The organism is Arthrobacter sp. 05L417, from assembly GCF_056397865.1.
On sequence record NZ_JBFTOG010000002.1, the window covers coordinates 177,453 to 192,281 of the forward strand.

The window sequence follows — 14,829 nt, forward strand, 5'->3', positions numbered from 1 at the left end:
ATGAGCGCAACGCACCCCGCCGCAACGATCAACCTGGCTGTCATCCCCGGCGACGGCATTGGCCCCGAAGTCATTGCCGAAGCCCTCAAGGTCCTGGAAAAGATTGTCGCCGAAGAAGGCGTCACCCTGGAGCAGACCGAATACAAGCTCGGGGCCCAGCACTGGCTTGAAACCGGCGAAACACTCCCGGACGAGGTCCTGGCCGATCTGCGTACCCGCGATGCCATCCTGTTCGGCGCCGTCGGTGCGGCGCCGGGAGACACCCGCATTCCGTCAGGCATCATCGAACGCGAAATGCTGCTCAAGCTCCGCTTCAGCCTTGACCACTTCGTGAACCTACGGCCCTCGCGGCTTTACGGCACGGTAGGCAGCCCGCTGGCCAACCCCGGCACCATCGATTTCATCGTGGTCCGCGAAGGCACCGAGGGTCCGTACGTCGGCAACGGCGGTACGCTCCGCGGAGGGACCCCCCATGAAGTTGCCACCGAGGTGTCGCTCAACACGGCCCACGGCGTCGAGCGCGTTGTCCGTGACGCGTTCCGCCGCGCCAGCGAGCGTCCCCGCAAGCATGTCACCCTCGTCCACAAGCACAATGTCCTGGTCTTCGCAGGCCACTTGTGGAAGCGCACTGTCGAGGCCGTGGCCAAGGAATTCCCCGAGGTCACCCATGATTACCTGCACATCGACGCTGCCACCATCTTCATGGTGACCGACCCCTCCCGCTTCGACGTGATTGTCACCGACAACCTCTTCGGCGACATCATCACTGACCTCGCCGCGGCCATCACCGGCGGCATCGGTCTCGCGGCCTCGGGCAACATCAACATGGACCGCACCGCCCCCTCCATGTTCGAACCCGTCCACGGCTCCGCCCCGGACATCGCCGGACAGCAGAAAGCGGATCCAACTGCCGCCATCCTGTCCGCGGCCCTGCTGCTTGACCACCTCGGCTACACGACCGCCGCCCGCAGGATCGAAGCCGCCGTCGTCGCCGATATCGAAAGCCGCAATGGCGAGAGCCGCAGTACCGCGGCCATCGGCGACGCCATCGCTGCCGCACTTTAGGGCCTGTGCTGGCACTTTAGGGCCTGTGCCCGGGCGTAAGCTTTACTTGAATTATTTACTGCTGCCGTGGTCCGTCGCTGAACCATATCCTCCAAGAGATGGTTCGCTCTGCCAGGTAGCCGACTGGAGGAAACATGACTCAGACTGCCCACGGCGTCGAATTCAGCCAGCAGCTCTCGGAGACCCCGAAGTCTGCTGAGGAGCGTGCAGCTATCCTGGCAAACCCGGGATTTGGCGACTACTTCACCGACAACACCGTCATTGTCGACTACAGCGTTGACACAGAGGGCAAGGGCGGTTGGCACAGTGCCCGCGTCGAGGCCTACGGACCGATTTCCCTGGATCCTTCGGCGGCAGTGCTGCACTACGGCCAGGAGATCTTCGAAGGCCTCAAGGCATACCGCCACGCTGACGGCTCCGTTTGGACATTCCGTCCCGAGGCCAACGCCGCCCGCCTGAACAAGTCGGCCCGCCGCTTGGCCCTCCCGGAACTGCCCGAGGAGTACTTCCTCGGCGCCATCCGCGAACTCGTGCAGGCAGACAAGGAATGGGTTCCGTCCGGCGACGGCGAAGCCCTGTACTTGCGCCCGTTCATGATCGCCACGGAGGCGTTCCTGGGTGTCCGCGCAGCCCGCGAGGTCTCCTTCCGGGTCATCGCTTCTCCGGCAGGCAACTACTTCGGCGGCGAACTCAAGCCGGTATCCATCTGGATCTCCCGTGAATACGCGCGCGCCGGCCGAGGCGGAACAGGTGCGGCAAAGTGCGGCGGAAACTACGCAGCTTCCTTGATTGCCCAGATGGAAGCCGAGGAGAACGGCTGCAAGCAGGTCCTCTTCCTGGACCACTTCAACGACGACGCCGTCGAGGAACTCGGGGGCATGAACGTCTTCTTCGTCATGAAGGACGGCTCACTCGCCACTCCGGCGCTTACCGGAACCATCCTTGAAGGCGTGACCCGTTCTTCCGTCATCCAGGTGGCGAAGGACATGGGCCGCGAGGTTTCCGAGCGCAAGATCACCCTCGCCGAGTGGCGCGACGGCGTGGCCTCCGGCGAAATCGCCGAGGTCTTTGCCTGCGGAACCGCGGCCGTCATCACGCCCATCGGAGTACTCAAGGACAAGACCGAGTTCATCGGCTCCGAGGACGCCAAGGCAGGCAAAACCACCATGGCCATCCGCGAGCAGTTGCTCGGCATCCAGACCGGAACGGTCGAGGACAAGCACGGCTGGCTCACCCGCCTGGCCTAAGTCCCCACCGCCTCCCAAGCCTCGCAAGCTCGGCTCGGGTCCCTCGCCGGCGTGGGCCCTACCGGCTCCCAAGCCTCGCAAGCTCGGCTCGGGTCCCTCGCCGGCGTGGGCCCTGTCTTTGAGAGCGCCCGACGGCGGCCTCCCACTTTGGTGGGCGGGTCGCCGTCGCTGTTTAACCCGCGAACTCAACCCGCGAGCGGGGTGTTACCGGGGCTGGCTTGCCGGACCCGCGGTTCGATGAGCGCTTCCATCTTGGCCTGCAGATACTGCTGGCCCGCGACGGACGGGTGATCGCCATCTGGACCAATGAGGTCCGCGGCGTCGTCCATGATCCAGCCGAGGTCGATCGGATCAACGAAGTCGGCGCCCGCTTTCTGGGCAGCGGCCTTGTCCTGATCGCGGATGTTGAGCCTTTCCGCCTCGGGCGTGCTCGTGTACGACGGCGGCCCGACCACCACGATGTCGGCGTCGGGCGCGCGGGACTTGACTGAGGCAAACGCCCGTGCGGCCGCAAGCTCGGTTTCTCCGGGAGTGGTGCCCATGTCATTTTCGGAACCAAAGAACAGCACCAAGCGCGTCCCGTCCGTTACCGACGTTTCCACTTGGGAACCGAAAGTCGATCCGTTGTCGCCGACGCTGACATAGCCGCTGCCATCATGCGCGGCATTGACGATGGTCGCGTGGAACTGTTGAAAACCGGGATCGTTCTCCACCAGATTGGGCCAGGCATCGGCAGGGGAGGTGCCGTGTCCCGTGCTGAGGGAGTCTCCGATGATCACCACGGCGGGCTGGACCGGTCCCGCGGCCCGTGCTCCAGTGTCGGAGGAAGAGGCGCTGAGGACGGCAAGGACGGAAAGGCAAACGGTGGCGATCGCCGTCGTCGTCCGGAGAAGTCCATTTCCCCGGGTTTGACTCCGCAGCAATCCGATCACTCCTCCGCAACTGTCCACATGCATCCGTCCCAGTGCCTTGGCACCATGCTACGTCGTGCGCCCTCTTTGACTCTTGGCATCCGGCGTCCGTTCCCGGGTCCGGCCCCTTGGCGTGTGCCAAGATGGAGACGTGAATCCGGTCAATGACGCCTCTTTCCAGAACACCAGCCCCTTCACCCGCTCGCGGCTCGCGCCCAATCCGGGTCCGATGAGCCTCGACGGCACCAACTCGTACGTCATTGCCGCCCCGGACGCTGCTGGAGTTGTCGTCGTCGATCCCGGGCCGCGCGACGAATCGCACCTCGCGGCCTTGGCCACGAGCGGAACGGTGGAGCTCGTTCTCATCACCCATCGGCACAAGGACCACACCGAGGCCTCTGCGCGCTTCCACGAACTCACCGGCGCGCCCGTCCGCGCGGCGGATCCGGCGCACTGCCACGGCGGCGAACCGTTGCGCGGTGGCGAGGTCATCGAGGCTGCAGGCGTTGAGATCCGCGTGCTTGCCACGCCGGGCCATACCTCGGACTCAGTCTGCTTCCACCTTCCGGGCGACGGACCGGATGGCTCGGTGCTGACGGGCGATACCATCCTGGGGCGGGGCACCACCGTCCTGGACTATCCCGACGGAAGGCTGGGGGACTACCTTTCCAGCCTCGACACGCTCGAAAGCCTTGGTCCGGCAACGCTGTTGCCCGCGCACGGACCCGTCCTGCCGGCTGTGGACGCCGTGTGCCGCGAGTACAGGGCTCACCGGGAGATGCGGCTGGACCAGATCCGTGAAGCCTTGGCGCGGCTCGGCGCCCAGGCCGAGGTCCAGGCTGTCACCGATGCGGTGTATCCCGACGTCGATCCTTCCGTGCGGTGGGCAGCTGAAACTTCGGTGGCGGCCCAATTGGATTATCTGCGCGGCTAGCGGTCTCGTCCGGAGCGCGCGTAGTGCCCGCCGGCGGACGGTACGCTAGACCCCATGCGTATCGCCCGGTTTGTTGTTGATTCTGATCCCGTCTACGGCGTCGTCGAAGGTGAGCCCGGCAGTGAAGTCATCACTGTCATCCATGGCGATCCCTTCTTCAACGGCGTCGAGCGGACCTCGGTCCGCCACAAGCTGGAAGACGTGCGCCTGCTGGCACCGATCATTCCCCGCAGCAAGGTCATCGGCGTGGGACGGAACTTCGCCGAGCACGCCCGGGAACTCGGTAATGAGGTCCCACAGCATCCCCTGCTGTTCCTGAAGCCGAACACCGCCGTCGTCGGCCCCAACGATCCGATCGTGTTGCCTGAGTTCTCGGAGGAAGTTTCCTTTGAAGCGGAACTCTGCGTTGTGATTGGCCGTATTTGCAAGGACGTGCCCGAAGACCGCGTGGACGATGTCATTTTCGGTTACACCTGCGGAAACGACCTCACGGCCCGCGACGTCCAAAAGACGGACCTGCAGTGGGCGCGTGCCAAGGGTTTTGACACCTCCGCGCCGCTCGGCCCGTGGATCGAGACGGAACTCGACCCCGAGGACCTGGCTATCAAGGGCTGGCTCAATGGTGAACTCCGCCAGGACGGCAGCACGAACCAGATGATTCGCAGCGTGCGCGAGCTGGTATCGATCGTTTCGCAGGCGTTCACCCTGCTTCCTGGTGATGTCATCATGACCGGAACTCCGGCCGGCGTCGGCCTGGTCCAGGAGGGCGACCGCTACGAGATCGAGATCGAAGGCATCGGCCGCTTGTCCAACCCGGTAGTCCGCCGGTAGAGGTCTGGCGGTCCGCCCCGCGGGCCGCTTCCGGTCAAGCGGCACTGGCCGTTTCGTCTAGCGCCACGCGGTAAAGTTGGAACCACTATGACTACTGTTGCTGCGTCGAACTCTGCCGCCATTCCTGCCGTGACCGCCGAAACCCCGGTCCGCGTCCGGTTCTGCCCCTCACCCACGGGAACTCCGCACGTTGGGTTGATCCGTACGGCCCTCTTCAACTGGGCCTATGCGCGGCACACCGGTGGCAAGCTGATTTTCCGGATCGAGGACACCGACTCGGCCCGCGACAGCGAGGAAAGCTACCACCAACTGCTTGACGCGCTGAAGTGGCTCGGGATCGACTGGGACGAGGGCGTCGAGGTTGGCGGGCCGCACGAACCGTACCGCCAGTCGCAGCGCAGCGACATGTACCAGGACGTCATCGCCAAGCTCAAGGCCGGCGGTCACATCTACGAGTCGTACTCCACTCCGGAGGAGATCGAGGCGCGGCACCGCGCCGCCGGCCGGGACCCCAAGCTCGGTTACGACGGCTTTGACCGCCACGTCACCGAAGAGCAGCTCGCCCAGTACAAGGCCGAGGGCCGCAATGCGGTGTTGCGCCTGCGCATGCCGGACGAAGACCTGACCTTCAACGACCTCGTGCGGGGGGAGATCACGTTCAAGGCGGGATCCGTGCCCGACTTCGCCGTGGTCCGTGCCAACGGCGCCCCGCTGTACACACTGGTGAACCCCGTTGACGACGCACTCATGGGTATCACGCACGTCCTTCGCGGCGAAGACCTGCTCAGCTCCACTCCGCGGCAGATCGCCCTTTACCGCGCCCTGTACGCGATCGGCGTGGCCGAGTACATGCCGGAGTTCGGCCACCTTCCCTACGTCATGGGCCAGGGCAACAAGAAGCTTTCCAAGCGCGATCCGGAATCCAGCCTGTTCCTGCACCGTGAACGCGGCTTCATCCGTGAGGGTTTGCTCAATTACCTGTCCCTCCTGGGCTGGTCCCTGAGCGCCGATGAGGACATCTTCAGCGTGGAGCAGCTCGTTGCGAACTTCGATATCCACGATGTCCTGGGCAACCCTGCGCGCTTCGATATCAAGAAGGCCGAAGCCATCAACGGAACGCACGTGCGGATGCTCACGCCGGAGGATTTCCGTCAGCGGCTCGTTCCCTACCTGCGTGCTGCCGGCTTCGTGGGGGAGATCCTGACTCCGCGCCAGGAAGAGATCCTTGCCGAGGCCGCACCGCTGGTCCAGGAACGGATCGCCCTGCTGGGCGAGGCTCCGGAGATGCTTGCCTTCCTGTTCAAGAACGACGACGCGATCGACGTCGCCGACGACGCCCGCAAGGGTCTCCCGGAGAACCTGGGCGAGGTGCTGGACGCTGCGCTGGCAGCGCTGGAACCGCTCTCGGACTGGACGGCAGAAAGCATCCAGACAGCGCTCAAGCAGGCCTTGGTGGAGGATCTCGGCATCAAGCCGCGCCTTGCGTTCGGCCCCGTGCGGACGGCAATCTCCGGCCGCCGCATCTCGCCGCCGTTGTTCGAATCGATGGTCATCCTGGGCAAGGACTCCTCGCTCACCCGCTTGCGCTCTTTCTGCGGCTAGTTCAGGCACGCCGTGATCAACGCACTTCATGAGTCATTCGGCACGGTCCGGGGTGTCCTGTTCGACATCGACGACACCCTGGTGGACCTTGAGTACGCCATGACCACGGCTTTGCGTGACGTGAGCGAACACCTCCTGCCCGGCCTGGACCAGGCCGGGTGGGAGAAGTTCGGACGGATCTTCACGCACGAAACCACGCATTTCTATGACCGGTACCTCGCCGGTGAATTGACGTTCAACGAGCAGCGCCTCCTGCGTGGCCGCGCGGCCCTGGGGCATTTCGGCGTGGAACTCGGGGGAGAGGACTCCCATACCTGGCTCAATGACTATTCGCGCCTGCAGCCCAGTTATGTCAGGGCCTTCAGCGATGTCCTGCCCGTCCTCGACGCCCTGGACGCCGCGGGCATCCCGTATGGCGCCGTGAGCAACAATGTCCATGACTACCAGCGGGTGAAGCTCGACAGTGCTGGACTCGCACGGGTCTCGGTCCTCGTCGGCACGGACACCGTGGGCGTGCCCAAGCCGGACCCCGCCATTTACCTGGAAGGGGTCCGCCGCCTGGGCACTACTCCGGCTGAGACCCTTTTCGTGGGAGACAACCGCCTTCTCGATGCCGACGGCGCTAACGCCGCCGGGTTGCTGGGCGTCTGGCTGAACCGCGCCGGCGAGCTCGCCTCCGACTTTTCCGGCCGCCAAATAGACTCCTTGACGCGACTGCTCGCCTGAGCCGCAGCTACGCCTCCAGCCGGAACTTCCGCAGGAAAAAGAACGCTCCGACGGAACCGGCGCCAAGGACGCCCACAATTCCGATCGCCGTGCCGGTATCCGACTTTTCGGTTATGCTCGACGGCGACACCGCCGCAGCACCCTGATGCAGTTCCGCGGTGCCCGCGGCGATTCGCGCATTTCCGTCCGCGAGTTTGTCGGCACCGGTGGACAACTGGGCCGAGCCGGCGGCCAGTTTGGCATTTCCATCGGACAACTTGGAGGCACCGGCCGCCAATGCAGTGGAACCGTCCAAGAGGCCGGGGGAGGAAGGATCAGCGGGGCTGCCCTTGATTCCCGTCATCAACGAGTCCGTGCCCGCCGCCAAGCGCGACGTTCCGTCTGTCATGCTGGCAGTGGCCTTGAGGAGACCTGGGTGCTCAGGGTCGCCCGGTACGCCGTCCATGCCCACGCGGATCTTTGCTGTTCCATCGGCGAGCATTTGGGTTCCCAGAACCACGCCCGGGGACGCTGGATCCTGGCTGTTGAGTTTCTGGGCGAGAGTGGCGAAACCTGCCGTCAGCTTCCCGGTGCCTGCAGCCAGCTTCCCGGTGCCATCGGCGAGCCGTTCGGTGCCGCCGTGCAGTTGCGCCGCTCCGGCCGAAAGCTGGCCCGCCCCGGCTTGCAATTGCGAGGCTCCGGCGTCGAGGCGATGCGCGCCGTCGTTGAGGGCATTGATCTGCGCCTTCAGCGCCGCCAGGGGCACCACGCCCTGGACGCCATTGGCGGCGTCGGCGAGCTGCTGGAGCCCTTGGGCCAACGCAGCCGAGCCTGTTCCTTTGGTGGGATCGTCTCCGGCTCCCGGATACCCCTTGAGCTGATCGGTGCCTGCCGCGAGCCTGGCGGCGCCCGCGTCGAGTTGCGCAGCACCGGCGTCGAGCTGGGCGGCTCCGTTGTTGAGCTGGTTCGCGCCGTTGTTTAGTTGGGTGGCGCCGTCGCCGAGATTGTTTTCGGCGTCTCCGCCCGGCGTCGGAGTCAGTGCTGCGGAAAGTTGCAGGGCACCTGCCGCGAGCTTCTGCGCGCCGTCGTCCACTTTGTAGACTCCCGGCGCAAGCTTGGCGTTGACGTCATTCTGGATCTTCACGGCCCCCGTAGCGAGTTTGTCGGCGCCGTCCTTCAACTGCTGGGCGCCCGGGGCAAGTTTGCCCTGGATTCCGTTTTGGACCTTTGACGCGCCATCAGCCAGCTTGGCCGCGCCCGTCCCGGCTTCAGCGGCTCCGCCTGCAAGCCTCGCCGCGCCGTCCCTGAGCTGGCCCGCGCCCGCAGATGCCTGACCTGCGCCGTCATCCAGTTGCGCCGACCCTGCCGCGATCTTCCCAATGACCAAGGTGTAGAAACCGAGGAGCGCGATCAGCAGGAGTGCGAGTACGGCAATAGCGATTATCTGGGCACGGCTTCGTGTACTGGTCGAAATGGCAGGGTTCGGTGTCATGGGCAATTCCTCTCGATGACTTCCCGGCAGCGGCGCTGCTGCCAGGGATCCCCCCATGTGACGCAGCTAAGAGGCGACTTGGCCTGCAGCTGCGCCACGAAACAAGTGCGTGACGTTGGTTACCGATTGGTAACTTACCGAGAGTAAAGCTAAGGCCCTGCCGATTGCAAGGGTTTTTTTGTCCACGCCGGCCGATCGCCGGGGGTGCCGGCCAGGGCGATGAGGGCGTGCGCGGCCGATTTGTGTGCATCGAAAGTCTCGGGTAAAGTAATTACTCGTGCTGAGGGGCACGGAGCGAAGGTTTAGGCCTTCGAATCCGGCCTAAAAGTGCCAATGGGATATGGTGTAATTGGCAACACTACGGTTTCTGGTACCGTCATTCTAGGTTCGAGTCCTGGTATCCCAGCTCTGAATAATCCGCATATATGTGCGGGAATTTGGAGTTTCGAAACGGTTCGCCGATTTGAAACAATGCTGAATGTATGAAATACTCATTCAGCTTGAATGCCGGAAGCGGTATTCAATAAAGCAGTAAAACAAAGTACAAGGCCCCATCGTATAGCGGCCTAGTACGCCGCCCTCTCACGGCGGTAACGCGGGTTCGAATCCCGCTGGGGTCACAAAATGAATCCCCCGGAACCATCAGGTTCCGGGGGATTTTTCTTTCCCAAGGTGCGGGTGAGACGTCGGACCCCGTACCTTTCTCCCCTTGTTTGCCGCGCGAAAGCCCAGGAATGACGCGACTTGCCGTGTCGCAGGCGGTTCCCCGTGTCAAAAGGGGGGAGAACGGTACCGGGGCAGCTCAGGTGGTCTTCTGGAGGGCTTCTGCGGCGTCCCTGACCTTGATGAGCGTGCGCAGGTTCCGTGTGGTGGTGCTCGCCTTGTAGCGGGTCTTTGCGGAGAGCTTGCTGAAGGGGCTGTCCAACGTGCCTCCCGCCGGGGCGAGCCATGCCGAGGCCTCGGGACCCAGCCGGACGTGCTCGACGCCGCCCTGCCCTGGGGGGCCGAGGGCTGTGCCGGCGTCGAATAGCTCGTCCAACATGGCAGTGTCCGAGGCGAGGGTGATGTAGCTGTGCGTGGTTTTGTCGTCGGCGGGATAGGGGCAGGCTTCCACCAGTTCGGCAACGCGTTCCGCGGTCAGGACCACCACCCAGGCGTCATAGCCAAATGCTTCCCTTAAGCATTTCTCGAACTGCTCCTTGACTCCCGCCGAATCGAGCTCGCTTTGGAGCACCACGTTGCCACTGGCCAGCAGGGTTTTGACGTCGGTGAAGGGGTACGCCTTGAGGGCTGCTTTAAGGTCGGCCATCTTGATGTTGATCCCGCCCACGTTGATCCCGCGCAGGAATACGGCAAAGCTGTTCATGCGCCCACCCTACATGCGCCCGTCTACAGGAGGGGTGCCACTGCTAAGCAGGCGGGAAATGGGAAGCGCCTAGTCGTTGTTCTTGCGCAGGGCCTCGGTCAGTACCCGGGCGGCGTTGCAGACGACTTCGGCGTGGAGGCGTCCTGGCTGGCGGGTCAGGCGCTCAATGGGGCCCGAGATGGACACCGCAGCAATGACCCGGCCGGAAGGGCCGCGCACGGGTGCGGAAACCGAGGCGACTCCAGGCTCGCGTTCGCCGAGGCTCTGGGCCCAGCCCCGGCGTCGTACTCCTGCCAGGACCGTCGGCGTGAAGCGGGCGTTCTGAAGTCCGTCCAGGAGGCGGTCGTGGTCTTCCCACGCCAGCAGGATCTGGGCGGCGGAGCCGGCCTTCATGGAAAGCTGGGTGCCCACGGGAATGGTGTCGCGCAGGCCGATCGGGCGTTCGGCCGAGGCAACGCAGACGCGCCAGTCGCCCTGGCGCCGGAAGATTTGGGCGCTCTCTCCGGTGGCGTCGCGCAACTGGATCAAGACCGGGCCCGCAGAAGCGATAAGGCGGTCTTCGCCGGCCGCCGAAGCAAGCTCGACAAGGCGGCTGCCGAGGACAAAGCGGCCTTGGATGTCGCGGCTCACGAGGCGGTGATGGACGAGCGCCAGCGCCAGCCGGTGAACGGTGGGACGGGCCAGCCCTGTTGCTGCCACAAGTTGGGCCAAGGTGGTTGGCCCCGCCTCAAGTGCGTCGAGCACTTGGGCCGCTTTATCGATGACGCCGACTCCACTAGAATTGTCCATGTAATGATATTGCCGTCTCAATATCTGAGATGCAAGTTGTTTCACTGGCGCAGTTTGGATCGCTGATGTTCAGTGGAAGTAGTCAAGCCAACCGCAGTGAAGGGAGCAGGCCGTGGGAAAGACACTGGCCGAGAAAGTTTGGGATGCGCACGTGGTGCGCAAGGGCGAAGGCGAAGGAGCCAACGCCCAGCCCGATCTTCTGTTCATCGACCTGCACCTCGTGCACGAGGTGACCTCGCCGCAGGCCTTTGAGGGCTTGCGCCTGGCCGGACGCCCCTTGCGCCGTCCCGACCTCACCATCGCCACGGAGGACCACAACACGCCGACGCTGGACATCGACAAACCGATTGCCGATCTGACCAGCCGCACGCAGATCCAGACCCTGCGCAACAACTGCAAGGAGTTCGGAGTCCGCCTGCACTCGCTCGGCGACGCCGAGCAAGGCATTGTGCACGTCGTCGGCCCGCAGCTGGGCCTCACCCAGCCCGGCATGACGGTGGTCTGCGGCGATTCCCACACCTCCACGCACGGAGCGTTCGGCGCGCTGGCCATGGGCATTGGCACGTCCGAGGTGGAGCACGTCATGGCCACCCAGACGCTGTCCCTCAAGCCTTTCAAGACCATGGCCATCAACGTTGAAGGCACCTTGCGCCCGGGCGTTTCGGCAAAGGACATCATCCTGGCTGTCATCGCCAAGATCGGTACCGGCGGCGGCCAGGGCTACGTCCTGGAGTACCGTGGCTCGGCCATCCGGGCGCTCTCCATGGATGCCCGCATGACCATCTGCAACATGTCCATCGAAGCCGGTGCCCGCGCCGGCTTGGTGGCTCCGGACCAGACGACCTACGACTACATGTACGGCCGCCCGCACGCCCCGCAGGGCGAGGAGTGGGACGCCGCCGTCGAATACTGGAACACGCTGCACACCGACGACGACGCCGCTTTCGACGTCGAGGTTGATCTCGACGCCGATACCTTGGAGCCGTTCGTGACCTGGGGGACCAACCCCGGCCAGGGCATTTCGCTCAACGAAGCGGTACCGTTCCCCGGGGACTTCGGTGACGAGAACGCCAAGCTGGCTGCCGAGCGCGCACTGCAGTACATGGGCCTCGAAGCCGGCACGCCCATGAAGGACATCCGGGTGGACACGGTCTTCCTCGGATCCTGCACCAACTCCCGCATCGAGGACCTCCGTGCCGCCGCCGATGTCATCCGAGGGCGCGAAAAGGACCCCAAGGTCCGGATGCTCGTGGTCCCCGGCTCGGCACGCGTCCGCCTTGAGGCCGAAGCCGAGGGCCTGGACAAGGTGTTCAAGGAATTCGGCGCTGAATGGCGTTTCGCCGGCTGCTCCATGTGCCTGGGCATGAACCCGGACCAGCTGGAACCGGGGGAGCGCTGCGCATCCACCTCGAACCGCAACTTCGAGGGTCGCCAGGGCAAGGGCGGCCGCACCCACTTGGTGTCGCCGGTAGTCGCTGCAGCCACGGCGGTACGCGGAACGCTGAGCTCGCCTTCGGACCTGGAGCCTGCCTCTGTTTCCGCATCCACCACCACCGACGCCGCCTAGGAGGATCCCCATGGAAAAGTTCACCACCCACACCGGCATCGGTGTCCCGCTGCGCCAGAGCAATGTAGACACGGACCAGATCATTCCGGCGGTCTACCTGAAGCGGATTACCCGCACCGGTTTTGAAGACGCCCTGTTCGCCGCATGGCGCAAGGACGCATCCTTCATCCTGAACCAAGAGCCCTTCAGCGCCGGCTCCGTACTTGTAGCAGGACCCGATTTTGGTACCGGTTCCTCCCGCGAGCACGCAGTCTGGGCATTGAAGGACTACGGGTTCAAGGCCGTACTCTCCTCCCGGTTCGCCGATATTTTCCGCGGCAACTCGGGAAAGCAAGGCCTCCTGGCGGCCGAGCTTGCCCAGGACGACATCGAGCTCATCTGGAAAGTGCTCGAAAACGCGCCCGGCACCGAAGTCAAAGTGGACCTCGTGTCCAAGACCGTTGAGTGCGGTAACGTCGTGGCACCCTTCGAGATCGATGACTACACCCGTTGGCGCCTCCTGGAAGGCCTGGATGACATCGGCCTGACGCTCCAGCACGAGGAAGACATCACGGCCTACGAGGCCACAAGGCCTTCATTCAAGCCGAAAACCTTGCCGGCGCGCACCCAGTAGGGCGGCGGCACACGGCCGGAGGCTGCCTGAGTAGCTTCTGCACCTTGAAAGGACCGGCGCACCCGATGGAACGGGTGCGCCGGTCCTTTTCGTGTGCGTGCCCGTTTCGCAGGATGTGGTCATGGCCTGATCCCGGCGTTGTGCGCCCTCCATGGTCGTCGTTGGGGTTGGAATGAGGGGTTATCCATGGATCGGGAACTAACGCGGGGTCACTTACGGCCCATGCCGGGCGGCAACATGGGCCGTAAGTGACCCCGCGTCGCTGAAAGCCAGCCTTCGCCGCGCCCCGGCATTTCGAATCGGTAACGCCAGCTTTTATGCTTAGCTGGAGCCTTCGTAAGTGTGGGGGCATCAACTCGTGAGGAAACCGGTATAGATGAGTAGTGTTCTGACAATCCGCGGCGGCGTCCCTTTGACCGGCCGCGTCACCGTCAGAGGTGCCAAGAACCTTGTTCCCAAGGCCATGGTGGCTTCCCTCCTCGGCAACGAACCTTCGGTGTTGCGGAACGTCCCGGAAATCAAGGACGTGGAGGTGGTCACCAGCCTGTTGCAGCTCCATGGCGTGACTGTCGAGAAGGATCCCGTCACCGGCGATCTCACCCTGGATCCCAAGAATGCGAAGACGGCATCCAGCACGGCGATCGATGCCCACGCCGGGGACTCCCGTATCCCGATCCTGCTGTGCGGTCCGTTGATCCATGCCATCGGCGAAGCCTTCATTCCCGATCTTGGCGGCTGCAAGATCGGCGACCGGCCGATCGACTACCACTTGAACGTGCTCCGCCAGTTTGGCGCCGTCGTCGAAAAGCGCCCGGGCGGCATCCACATCTCCGCTCCCAAGGGACTCCACGGCGCGAAGATCTCGCTTCCGTACCCGTCGGTGGGAGCCACCGAGCAAGTCCTGCTGAGCGCCACGCGCGCCGAGGGCATCACCGAACTCAGCGGTGCCGCCACCGAACCCGAAATCATCGACCTCATCGCTGTGCTGCAGAAGATGGGTGCCATCATCAGCGTCCAGACCGATCGCACCATCCGGATCGAGGGCGTCCGGGACTTGGGTGGCTACGACCACCGCGCACTGGCGGACCGCAATGAATCGGCGTCGTGGGCTTCGGCCGCCTTGGTGACCCGCGGGGACATCTTCGTAGAGGGCGCTTCCCAGCGGGACATGATGACTTTCCTCAACACCTACCGCAAGGTGGGCGGCGGCATGGATATCCGCGAGGACGGTATCCGTTTCTACCACCCCGGCGGAAAGCTGAGCCCGCTCGTCCTTGAAACGGATGTGCACCCGGGCTTCATGACAGATTGGCAACAGCCTTTGGTGGTCGCCCTGACGCAGGCTGAAGGCGTGTCGATCGTCCACGAAACCGTGTACGAGAACCGCTTCGGCTTCACCGATGCCCTGACCCGCATGGGCGCAACCATCCAGGTCCACCGCGAATGCCTCGGAAGCGTGCCATGCCGCTTCGGCCAGCGCAATTTCCTGCATTCCGCCGTCGTCTCAGGACCCACCCCGCTGAGGGGCACTGACATCGACATTCCCGACCTCCGTGGCGGATTCAGCCACCTTATTGCGGCGCTCGCCGCGACCGGCACATCCAGGGTGACCGGGATCGACATCATCAACCGCGGCTACGAGCGCTTCACTGAAAAGCTCGCCGGCCTGGGCGCCGATTTCGACCTCACCGAATCCAAGTAACGGGG

The 14,829-nt window shown here is 64.3% G+C and carries 13 protein-coding genes and 2 tRNA genes; 11 read left to right on the forward strand and 4 right to left on the reverse strand.

Translation table 11 applies throughout. From position 1 onward, the window contains the following. On the forward strand, positions 1-1,065 hold the full coding sequence (locus tag AC1DJW_RS02745) for a 3-isopropylmalate dehydrogenase (protein WP_390283151.1): 1,065 nt from the start codon (positions 1-3) through the stop codon (positions 1,063-1,065). Positions 1,066-1,199: 134 nt separating this feature from the next. Beyond that, positions 1,200-2,312, forward strand: a complete 1,113-nt coding sequence (locus AC1DJW_RS02750) for a branched-chain amino acid aminotransferase (RefSeq protein WP_284751156.1) — start codon at positions 1,200-1,202, stop codon at positions 2,310-2,312. Positions 2,313-2,497: 185 nt separating this feature from the next. On the opposite strand, the gene AC1DJW_RS02755 is transcribed toward AC1DJW_RS02750, so the two are convergent. After that, entirely contained in the window at positions 2,498-3,235 is a 738-nt protein-coding gene (locus AC1DJW_RS02755) for an SGNH/GDSL hydrolase family protein (RefSeq protein ID WP_459341982.1), read from the reverse strand. Between the two features lie 139 nt (positions 3,236-3,374). Between AC1DJW_RS02755 and AC1DJW_RS02760 the strand changes: the two genes are divergently transcribed. The 4 genes from AC1DJW_RS02760 to AC1DJW_RS02775 all read left to right on the forward strand — a co-directional run bounded on the left by AC1DJW_RS02760 (position 3,375) and on the right by AC1DJW_RS02775 (position 7,316). Next, positions 3,375-4,157, forward strand: a complete 783-nt coding sequence (locus tag AC1DJW_RS02760; protein WP_476900632.1) for an MBL fold metallo-hydrolase — start codon at positions 3,375-3,377, stop codon at positions 4,155-4,157. Between the two features lie 54 nt (positions 4,158-4,211). Beyond that, positions 4,212-4,988, forward strand: a complete 777-nt coding sequence (locus AC1DJW_RS02765) for a fumarylacetoacetate hydrolase family protein (RefSeq protein ID WP_241707477.1) — start codon at positions 4,212-4,214, stop codon at positions 4,986-4,988. Positions 4,989-5,075: 87 nt separating this feature from the next. Beyond that, entirely contained in the window at positions 5,076-6,590 is a 1,515-nt protein-coding gene (gltX, locus tag AC1DJW_RS02770; protein WP_476900633.1) for a glutamate--tRNA ligase, read from the forward strand. 12 nt (positions 6,591-6,602) lie between these two features. Further along, entirely contained in the window at positions 6,603-7,316 is a 714-nt protein-coding gene (locus AC1DJW_RS02775; RefSeq protein WP_284751152.1) for an HAD family hydrolase, read from the forward strand. 7 nt (positions 7,317-7,323) lie between these two features. Here the strand turns inward: AC1DJW_RS02775 and AC1DJW_RS02780 are convergent, their stop codons facing one another. Continuing rightward, on the reverse strand, positions 7,324-8,787 hold the full coding sequence (locus tag AC1DJW_RS02780) for a hypothetical protein (protein ID WP_390283141.1): 1,464 nt from the start codon (positions 8,785-8,787) through the stop codon (positions 7,324-7,326). Positions 8,788-9,121: 334 nt separating this feature from the next. Between AC1DJW_RS02780 and AC1DJW_RS02785 the strand changes: the two genes are divergently transcribed. After that, a tRNA-Gln gene (locus AC1DJW_RS02785) sits at positions 9,122-9,193 on the forward strand. A gap of 141 nt (positions 9,194-9,334) precedes the next feature. Further along, positions 9,335-9,407, forward strand: a tRNA-Glu gene (locus AC1DJW_RS02790). Positions 9,408-9,589: 182 nt separating this feature from the next. Here AC1DJW_RS02790 and AC1DJW_RS02795 read toward each other — a convergent pair. Together AC1DJW_RS02795 and AC1DJW_RS02800 are read right to left on the reverse strand one after the other, a co-directional pair. Then, positions 9,590-10,153, reverse strand: coding sequence for a DUF1697 domain-containing protein (locus AC1DJW_RS02795; protein ID WP_284751150.1), 564 nt, complete (start codon positions 10,151-10,153; stop codon positions 9,590-9,592). Positions 10,154-10,222: 69 nt separating this feature from the next. Then, the gene (locus AC1DJW_RS02800) at positions 10,223-10,942 is read right to left on the reverse strand and encodes an IclR family transcriptional regulator (protein WP_028264661.1); all 720 of its coding nucleotides are present in this window, start codon (positions 10,940-10,942) and stop codon (positions 10,223-10,225) included. A gap of 112 nt (positions 10,943-11,054) precedes the next feature. Between AC1DJW_RS02800 and leuC the strand changes: the two genes are divergently transcribed. From leuC to murA, 3 genes are all read left to right on the forward strand, one after another. Further along, positions 11,055-12,509 (forward strand): 3-isopropylmalate dehydratase large subunit, encoded by a 1,455-nt coding sequence (gene leuC / locus AC1DJW_RS02805; RefSeq protein WP_284751149.1) that lies wholly within the window; start codon positions 11,055-11,057, stop codon positions 12,507-12,509. Between the two features lie 10 nt (positions 12,510-12,519). Further along, complete coding sequence (gene leuD, locus AC1DJW_RS02810) at positions 12,520-13,122, forward strand: 3-isopropylmalate dehydratase small subunit (RefSeq protein ID WP_459341979.1); 603 nt, start codon at positions 12,520-12,522, stop codon at positions 13,120-13,122. A gap of 376 nt (positions 13,123-13,498) precedes the next feature. Continuing rightward, positions 13,499-14,824, forward strand: a complete 1,326-nt coding sequence (gene murA, locus AC1DJW_RS02815) for a UDP-N-acetylglucosamine 1-carboxyvinyltransferase (protein ID WP_284751147.1) — start codon at positions 13,499-13,501, stop codon at positions 14,822-14,824. Positions 14,825-14,829: the final 5 nt, after the last annotated feature.